The 8,274-nt window shown below is 71.6% G+C and carries 9 protein-coding genes; 5 read left to right on the forward strand and 4 right to left on the reverse strand.

The window, feature by feature from the left end:
* Positions 1-8 precede the first annotated feature (8 nt).
* Positions 9-590, forward strand: a complete 582-nt coding sequence (locus ACFYP3_RS03520; protein WP_388826048.1) for a TetR/AcrR family transcriptional regulator — start codon at positions 9-11, stop codon at positions 588-590.
* Between the two features lie 49 nt (positions 591-639).
* Here the strand turns inward: ACFYP3_RS03520 and ACFYP3_RS03525 are convergent, their stop codons facing one another.
* Positions 640-1,020, reverse strand: a complete 381-nt coding sequence (locus ACFYP3_RS03525; protein ID WP_388826051.1) for a winged helix-turn-helix transcriptional regulator — start codon at positions 1,018-1,020, stop codon at positions 640-642.
* 147 nt (positions 1,021-1,167) lie between these two features.
* Here ACFYP3_RS03525 and ACFYP3_RS03530 point away from each other — a divergent pair, with 147 nt between their 5' ends.
* From ACFYP3_RS03530 to ACFYP3_RS03540, 3 genes are all read left to right on the forward strand, one after another.
* Positions 1,168-1,575, forward strand: a complete 408-nt coding sequence (locus ACFYP3_RS03530; RefSeq protein WP_388826054.1) for a RidA family protein — start codon at positions 1,168-1,170, stop codon at positions 1,573-1,575.
* Between the two features lie 307 nt (positions 1,576-1,882).
* The gene (locus tag ACFYP3_RS03535; protein WP_388826058.1) at positions 1,883-2,353 is read left to right on the forward strand and encodes a hypothetical protein; all 471 of its coding nucleotides are present in this window, start codon (positions 1,883-1,885) and stop codon (positions 2,351-2,353) included.
* Between the two features lie 177 nt (positions 2,354-2,530).
* Positions 2,531-3,703: a glycosyltransferase gene (locus ACFYP3_RS03540; protein ID WP_388826061.1), complete on the forward strand. Its 1,173-nt coding sequence runs from the start codon at positions 2,531-2,533 to the stop codon at positions 3,701-3,703.
* Positions 3,704-3,906: 203 nt separating this feature from the next.
* Here the strand turns inward: ACFYP3_RS03540 and ACFYP3_RS03545 are convergent, their stop codons facing one another.
* Positions 3,907-4,146 (reverse strand): hypothetical protein, encoded by a 240-nt coding sequence (locus ACFYP3_RS03545; RefSeq protein WP_388826064.1) that lies wholly within the window; start codon positions 4,144-4,146, stop codon positions 3,907-3,909.
* 135 nt (positions 4,147-4,281) lie between these two features.
* On the opposite strand from ACFYP3_RS03545, the gene ACFYP3_RS03550 reads away from it, so the two are divergent.
* Positions 4,282-6,849, forward strand: coding sequence for an NACHT domain-containing protein (locus tag ACFYP3_RS03550; protein WP_388826067.1), 2,568 nt, complete (start codon positions 4,282-4,284; stop codon positions 6,847-6,849).
* Between the two features lie 12 nt (positions 6,850-6,861).
* Here ACFYP3_RS03550 and ACFYP3_RS03555 read toward each other — a convergent pair whose 3' ends face one another.
* Positions 6,862-7,623, reverse strand: a complete 762-nt coding sequence (locus ACFYP3_RS03555; RefSeq protein ID WP_388826070.1) for a tetratricopeptide repeat protein — start codon at positions 7,621-7,623, stop codon at positions 6,862-6,864.
* A gap of 187 nt (positions 7,624-7,810) precedes the next feature.
* Positions 7,811-8,274: ABC transporter substrate-binding protein (locus tag ACFYP3_RS03560; protein WP_388826073.1), on the reverse strand; the 464-nt coding region annotated here is incomplete at its 5' end.

The raw sequence follows: 8,274 nt of genomic DNA on the forward strand, positions 1-8,274 counted from the left end.
ATGGGCCCATGACGACGACGCCACTGCGCAAGGACGCGGCCCGCAACTGGGACCGGATCGTGGCCGTCGCCCGCGACCTGGTCGACCAGGGCGTCCCCCTGCAGCTCAACGACGTCGCCCGCCGCTCCGGACTCGGCGTCGGCACCGTCTACCGTCACTTCGCCACGCCGGAGGCGCTCCTCGAGACCGTGGCCACCCCGTGCCTCGAGTCCCTGGCGGCCCACGGCCGGGAGGCGGTGGCAGACACCGATCCCTGGCGCGCGCTGGAAGGCTTCCTGTTCCGCACGGTGGAGGCGCAGGTGACCGACGCCTCGCTGGCGCCGGTCACGGCTGCGACCACCGACGCCCTGTCGCGGACCGCCGAGCTCAAGGGGTCCCTGTGGTCGGCCGGCAAGACCCTCCTCGAACGGGCCCGCGAAGCCGGGGTGGTCCGCGCCGACCTCACCCCGGCCGACCTGGTACCGCTGATGTGCGGCATCGCATACGCCGTGCACGTCCACGGCGGCGGCCCGGCAGAGCGGACCGACGCGGGGCGCCGCTACCTGACCGCGCTGCTCGAGGGATTGAGGACCGCGCCGGCGAACCGCTGAGCCCCCGGTCGGGCTTGGCGATCCGCGGGCGTACCCGAGCTCTTCGTACTCAGGCGTCGAAGCGGCGGCGGGAGGCCTCGATGTGACCGAAGTACCGGTGGGTCCAGTCGCACAGCCCGTCGATCGTCGCCCGCAGGGCCTGGCCCGGCTCGGTGAGGGTGTACTCCACCCGCGGCGGCACGGTGGGGTACACGGTCCGCTCGAGCAGCCCGTACCGCTCCAGCATCCGCAGGTTCTGCGTCAGCATCTTGTGGCTGACGCCTTCGACCTCGTCACGCAACACGCTGAAGCGCAGAGTGCGTTCCCCCAGGGCTTCGATGATCAGGAGCGCCCACTTGTTGGCGACGTCCGAGAAGATCTCCCGCCCCAGCGAGTCCGCCCGCCTGAGGTCCGCATCGTCGGGCGAGCCCGTGAGCTGCTTGGTCACCATCGGGTTCCCCAGTCACTGAAAAGTGCGTTCTTCCATGTCAGAGGCCACTCTCCTACGGTTCCTGAGTAACCACAAGAGAGCGGGTGCGGGGTGGCTGGTTCGATGGAATCGAGCTCACGCGCGCCCCTGCCAATGGAGGCGAACAGCATGGCCATCACCCTGGTGAACCCCAAGGGACTTCCGGAGATCGACGCCTACCGTCAGGTGTCGATCGCTACCGGGTCGAAGCTCGTCTTCGTCGCCGGACAGGTCGCCTGGCAGGCCGACGGCGTCACGGTCGGCGAAGGCGACCTCGCCGCTCAGGTCGAGCAGTGCTACGTCAACGTAGCCACCGCCCTGGCCGGGGTCGGCGCTTCCTTCGACGACGTGGCGAAGCTGACCGTGTACGTCGTCGACTGGACCCCCGACAAGATGCCCCTCCTGATGGAGGGGATCACCCGGGCAGCCGCGAAGCTGGGCACCGCACCGGTCCCGCCGGCCTCGCTGCTGGGCGTGGCGGCACTGGACATCCCCGAGCACCTGGTCGAAATCGAAGCCACCGCCGTCATCGACTGACCGACGACAGGCCCCAGGGGCGTCGGCCGTGAACGCCGCAGCCCCGCGACGAGGAGAGACCAGACGGCATGAGCTGGTACGCGTCGAGGTCGGAGCGGATCTCACCGGTAGTGGTCGCAGTGCCGAGCAGCGGGGCGCACACCGGCACGAGGGCGGCGGTGTTCACACCTTCGGTTTCTGCCACAGCCCCCGCGCCGCTGTGACCTTCTGTCGCCGAGGGAATGGAGGGCTCCTCGGTGCCATCGGTGCCTTGGGACGGGTCGCCCCGCCCCACGCCGTAGGGTGCTCATTTCCGAGGCGAGGAGAGTTGGCGTGCCCCACAGGCCGCGGTGGGAGGAAGCCCGACATCCTGCGTGCCGAGCTGGCAGCCGGACGGTCGACGACGACCGAGCTCACCACGAAGGCTGCGGGGCTGGCCTACGTACGATTCGGGCGGCAGCGCTTTGACGCAGCTGCAGCGCCCGACGCCGACGGGTTGCTCTTCCAATACGGCACGTACGCCTTCAGCGGGCGACCGATGTTCACGGTGGACCTCACGCGGCAGTTCGGCATCAGCGCCAGCGATGCCGACGGTGAGCACGACCAATACGTGCAGGTCCACTGCGAACTGCGCTACGAGCCAGAACCGGTCCTGGATGCCCTGGGGTGCTTCGACTCGTGGTTCTTTCACGACACCGAGGCGGACCTCGAGCAGTGGTTCGCCACCATGCAAGAGCACCTCGCCATCCTGCTTGAACGTGCGCCCTCGGAGATCGACGTATATGAGCAGCCGGTGTGACCCTGAGCCCAACGGCCCCTACGCCGGCCCTACGCCCCAGGGTCAGCCGCCATGGGGCGCGACCGGCCTCTCGGCCGGAGCTGGCCGGTACCGCCCGTTGGTGCGGGATGCCTTGCTGCTGGTCTTTGGGCTGCCGCCCCGCGTCGGCGTCGGTCATCAGACAGTAGGGTTGCCCGGGTGGATACTCCTTCGCTCCCGCATTCCTTCCGGCTGCTCGTGACAGGCGGGGGGACCGGCGGTCACACCTATCCGGCCCTGACGGCGATCCGTACCCTGCAGGGCCGCCTCGCGGCGGCCGGCGGCACGCTTGACGTCCTGTGGATCGGTACCGCGGACGGCCTTGAGGCGCGGGTCGCCCCGGCGGAGGGCATCGCGTTCAAGACGGTGGCGACGGGGAAGATCCGCCGCTCGTCCAACCCGCTCAAGATGCTGTCCGCCGCGAACGTGAAGGACATGGCGCGGGTGCCGCTCGGCGTGGCACAGGCGCGGTCGATCGTGTCCGAGTTCGAGCCGGACGTCGTGCTGGCGACGGGCGGGTACGTCGCGGTGCCGGCCGGGCTCGCCGCACGGCTGTGCAGGCGTCCGCTGGTCCTGCACGAGCAGACGGTCCGGCTGGGTCTGGCCAACCGGAAGCTGGCGGGTTCGGCGACGCGGATCGCCGTGTCCTCCGACTCGTCGCTGGACCTGCTGCCCGCCGAAGTACGGGACCGGGCGGTCGTCACAGGAAACCCGGTGCGGCCCGAGGTCCTGACCGGCCACCCCGACAAGGCGGTGCAGGCGCTGGCCCTGTACGGCTTCGACCGGCGGCTGCCGACGGTGTACGTCACCGGCGGCGCGCAGGGCGCACAGCAGATCAACGGGGTCGTCCGGGACGTGCTGCCGTGGCTGCTGAGCCACGCGAACGTGATCCACCAGTGCGGCCCGGCGAACGTGGCCGAACTCCGCACCGCCGCCGCCGGCCTGGACCCCGTCCTCGCCGGGCGGTATCACCTCACCGGTTTCGTCGGGCCGGAGCTGCCCGACGTGCTCGCGCTGGCCGATGTGGTGCTGTCGCGCAGCGGGGCCGGGACGATGGCGGAGCTGACCGCGCTCGGAAAGCCGGCCGTGTTCGTGCCGCTCGCCACGTCGGCGGGGAACGAGCAGGCGCACAACGCGCGGCACCTGGCCGACGCGGGAGCGGCCGTCGCCCTGCTCGGTGAGGTGACGCCGCAGGCCCTCGGCGATGTGCTCGGCCCCCTGCTGACCGATCCCGGACGGCGGGCGGCGATGGCGGAGCGGGCCCGGGCGTACGGCAGGCCGGACGCCGCGGACCGTCTCGTGGACGTCATCCTGTCCGCGGCGGCCGGCTGATCCCTCCGCCGCAGGGCCCCCGGGGTACGCCGCTTCAGCGGGTGCCCGTCCGAGGCGTGCCGCTCGCGGCGGGCAGAACCGGCCCCATGGGCGCCCACCACGACGTCGGCCGGGGGCGGTCAGCGCGTCGAGTCGGCCGCACCGGACGACGACCCGCGGCACGCCCGCGCCCGCGCCGCCCCGCCGACGTCCCCCGGCTCGCGTCAGGACCTGTCCCGGCCGCCGCGGCCGAGGCGCCACGACAGGTGGGCCCCGAGCAGTTCGGCACGCTCTTCGGGCGTGGTGTCACGCAGGACCATACGCAGCGTCAGGAGGTCGCGCAGGCCGCGCAGGAACTCGGCCCGCGGGTGTTGCCGGCCTCGGACGAGGCGGCCCAGCAGGGCGAGGAGTACGGGCGCCCCGACAGCGGCGGCCAGTACGTGGTCGTGATCCATGAGGGTCATCGCGGTTCTCCTCGGGCTCGTGGCCGATCGGATCCGTGAAAGGTCCGGCCGTGCCTGTCAGGCCATGGGAACCTTTGCCATCGGTGTTCATCCGCGGGCGTGAACAAGGATGAACGGAAGATCCGTGGGGGAACGATGGCCGACGGGGAAGCACTGGCTCCGCAACAGGCACTGGCGCGTCTCGGCACCCTGCTCAGGGACGCCCGGCAGGCCCGCAAGTGGGCGCTCAGGGAACTGGCGTCCCGGGCGGAGATCGCCGTGGGAACGATCAGCCAGGCCGAACAGGGCAAGTCCACGCCGAACTTCGTCACGCTCGACGCGCTCCTCACCGCGCTGGGCGTCGAGGGAGAGGAACGCGCGGAGCTGGAGGGCCTGCGGGACCGGGCCGAACCCCGCACCCGTCCCGTCCGGGCCCGAGCGGAGGCGCAGTGCCGTCTGCTCAACGACTACGTCGCCGCCGCCCGGGAGGCCGCCCGACACCACCCGCACCCCTTCTTCCTGCCCGGCGCCGCGCCGTCCCTGACCGATGTCCACTGGGGTCAGCTGGCCGTCCCGGTAGATCCGAACAGCCCCGATGACGGGCACCCGGCGTCGCTGCTCGGTGCCGGCCTGAGATTCCTGCCGGCCGCCGGGGCCCTGGCCGAGAAGCGGGTGTGCGTGATCACCGCCGGGCCGGGGGGCGGAAAGTCCAGCCTGCTGCGCGTCTGGCTGGAGGAAGGGCTCAACCGCTGGGCCGGTGCCCAAGCGGCGGAGATGCCGGTCCTGGTGCCTGCGGAGTCCCTGGTCAAGCACACGTTCAGCAAGGCTCTCGCCACGGCCGTGAACGAGCACCTCAGGCCGCACGGCCTCCTGGACGATTTCCCCGCCGAGTTCTTCACCCACCCGCCGCGGGCCGGGGCGCGTTGGCTCGTACTGGTCGACGGCCTGGACGAGGTCACCAGTACGGCGGCACGCCACGACGTCGTGGGCGCCCTGGCCGCCCTGACGAAAAGTCACAACGCCCACTTGTTCCGCTTCGTCATCGCCGCCCGCCCGCTGCCCACCCGCGAGTTCCGCGCTCTCGGCCCGGACGTGGCCTGGTACCGCCTGCTGCCCTTCAGCCCCGAGGACGTGGAGCAGGTGGCCTGCCGCTGGTTCGGCGCCCTCGGGCTGCCCGAGCCGGCGCGGGCAGCCGAGCGCTTCACGCAGGATCCGGCGTTCCGGCGGATCGCCGACCTCGCCCGCACGCCCCTGATGGCCGCGATGCTCTGCCAGCTCCACGTCGACTCACCCGGCAGGGAGTTGCCCACCAGCCGCGGCATGATCTTTCGGCAGTTCACCGAGCGGCTGCACGAACGCCAGTGCGCCGCCGCAGCGCCGGACACCCGGCAGCGCTACGCCGGCCTGGAGAAGTACGGACCCGCCGTACTCGGCCGGGCCGAGCACACCCTGGAGAAGCTTCCCGAGCTCATCGGCCTGCTGGCCGCCGAACGCCGCCGGGACGAGACGGTGTCGGCGGTCGACCTCCTGGAGTCGCAGCCCGCCGCCCAGCGGCCCGCCACGGTGCCCTCGGGCGAGTGGCGGACGTTCCTGGAGGCGAGCCTGCTGCGCAGTGGGCTGTTGACCGTCCGGGCGGGGCGGATCGTCTTCCTCCACCAGACGCTGCTCGAATACTGCGCCGCCCGCCACGCGAGCCCCGAGGCGCGCGCGACCGAACTGGCCCGTCTGCTCGTGAAGGGCTGGTCCCGGCACTGGGTGTTGCCGGAGCTGGACGTCAGCAGGCGAATGCTGGGGCGCCGGAACTGGAACCCGCCCGGCCGGGAGGAGGAGTCCTACTTCGGCTTCCTCCTCGACGACGGTGAACACGACACCACCGCGCTGACCAAAGAGCTCGAGCACCTTGCGAACCGGGGCGGACTGGACGGATGCAGATTCCTGGCCCACCAGCACAACTTGGGTACGGAGCTGCCGTCTTCCGTCACCCGCGCCGTCACCGACACTCTGCTGAGGCTGTGCCGCATCGGCCGCTGCGAGCTCTGGTGGGCCAAGACGGCACGACGCAAGAGGATCGCTGACGACTCGGCTCCCGAGATCGAGCGGATGTTCGCCCGGATCCTGTCGACCTTCCAGGTCGACGACCGGGTGGAGGCTGCCACTACGCTGTTGTATCTGAGGGACAGGCGGGGCCTGGACGTTCTGACCGAACTGGCCTGCTCGCCCTACCTCTCCGGCGTGTGCGGGCCGCCCGTCGCGGCCCGGCTGGCCAAGCTCGGCGACCGGAACGGCGCCGAGATACTGGCCGCTCAGGCCCAGGACAGCGACCTCAAGGCGGGCAAACGTCTCAGGGCCGCCGGCTTCCTCGCGGAACTGGGCGACGACCGCGGGGTGGAACTGCTCACCCGGCTCGCCCACGACGAGGACGTACCCCACCGCCAGCGAGCCGAGGCGGCCCTCTGGCTCGCCGACCTGCACGCCCACCTCGCCGAGGAGCCGGCGCAGCCGAACGGCGCACCCCCGCCCGCGGCCCCCCTCGACGCCATCGGCCACGACATGCTGGTCGCCTTCGCGCACGACCGTACCTGGCGCGCTCCCTCCCGGCTCCTGGCCGTCGAACTCCTGGCCGGCGTGGACGCCGGCCGTGCTCGTGAGGTCTACGCGGAACTGTCGAACGACCCCACCCTGCGCTGGTGGCACCGCCGGAGAGCGCGCCGCGCGCGGACCTGACGCACCAACCGCTCAAGCGCTGTCGATGCGGTCGAGCAACGCCTCGGCCTCCGCGGTGCGACGGTGATCGGGGCCGAAAGCGGCCACGCAGGCGCTCTGGGCGGCCGCGGCCAGCGGACGGGCCTCCGTGCCACGCCCCAGGCCCAGGAGGGCGGTGGCCATGGCCAGCTCGACCGCACCGGTTTCCGAGCGCCGCTGCTCCTGCGGCAGACTGCGGCGCAACTCGTCGGCCCGCTTCGCCTCAGCGAGAGCTTCTTCGTGGCGGTCCTGGCCATTGAGACTGCGGGCCAGACCGAGACGCAGGACCACGGTGAACCGGTCCGGTACGCGATGGGCGGCAAGCGCCTCGCACGCCAGCGCCTCTGCCTCCGCGTGGCGGCCCAGCGCGGTGAGGGCGAAGACCTGCCCGTTGCGGGCGGCCGTGGTGATGAGCGCCATGTCCGCCCCTCTGCCGCGGGCCGCGACCCGGGCGACGGCCGCGCACTCCGCCTCGCATTCGGCGTGCCGGCCGAGGGCGGCGATGGCTTGGGCGCGGTCCGAGCGCAGCTTCAGGGTCTGCGCGTGTTCGGCGCCGAAGATCCTGCCGAAGACCGGCAGCAGTGCGTCGTACGTGGTGACGGCGTCGCCATGGCGGCCTTGAGCGCCCGCAGCGAGCGCGGCGATACCCAGTGCCAGCGGCGCGTACGTGTCGTCACGCGACCCGGACCGGGCCGCAGCCACGGACCGCGCCTCGGCCTCGGCCTCTGCATAACGCCCGGCCTGGTACAGGGCCATGGCCTGGGCCAATGGGGTGCTCGTCGCCTGAGCGGCTTCGCCTCGGCCACGCCACCAAAAGAGTTTCATGCCCGGAGCATACGAATACGGCACACGCCAGTTCGAACAGGGCGACGGGGCACCCGGGAGGGTGACGGGCTCTCAGGGAGCCCTGGTCGTCACCTCCTGGGTGCCCCGGATTGCGGGGTTACTTGGCGCCGAGGCCGGCGTCGGAGACCTCGGGCTTGCCGGCGGCCTTGAGGACCTTGTTCAGGAGCGTGAGGTCGTAGATGCCGGCGAGGTCGGGCTGCTCGATGAGCTTGGCCTTGACGGCCCACTCCGACTGGGTCTTGAGGGTCGAGGCCAGCGGGTCGTCGGTGACCGCGATGCTCGGCCAGGCGGGGTCGATGACCTTCGCGTCGAGGGCCTTGCCGCTGTCGGCTTCGAGCTTGGCGTTGGCGGAGGCCTTGGCCTTGTCCTGGTTGGCGTGGATCCAGTCGTTGGTCTTCACCGTGCCGCGCAGGACGGCCTCGACGACGTCGGGGTGCTCCTTGAGGAACTTCTGGGACACGATGATGTTCGTGATCACGAACTTCTTGTCGGGCCACAGGGAGGTTTCGTCGAGGAGGACGCTGCCGCCGTCGGAGACGAGCTTGGAGGCGGTGGGTTCGG

The sequence above is a fragment of the Streptomyces sp. NPDC005533 genome (assembly GCF_042871845.1).
Classification (GTDB): Bacteria; Actinomycetota; Actinomycetes; order Streptomycetales; family Streptomycetaceae; genus Streptomyces.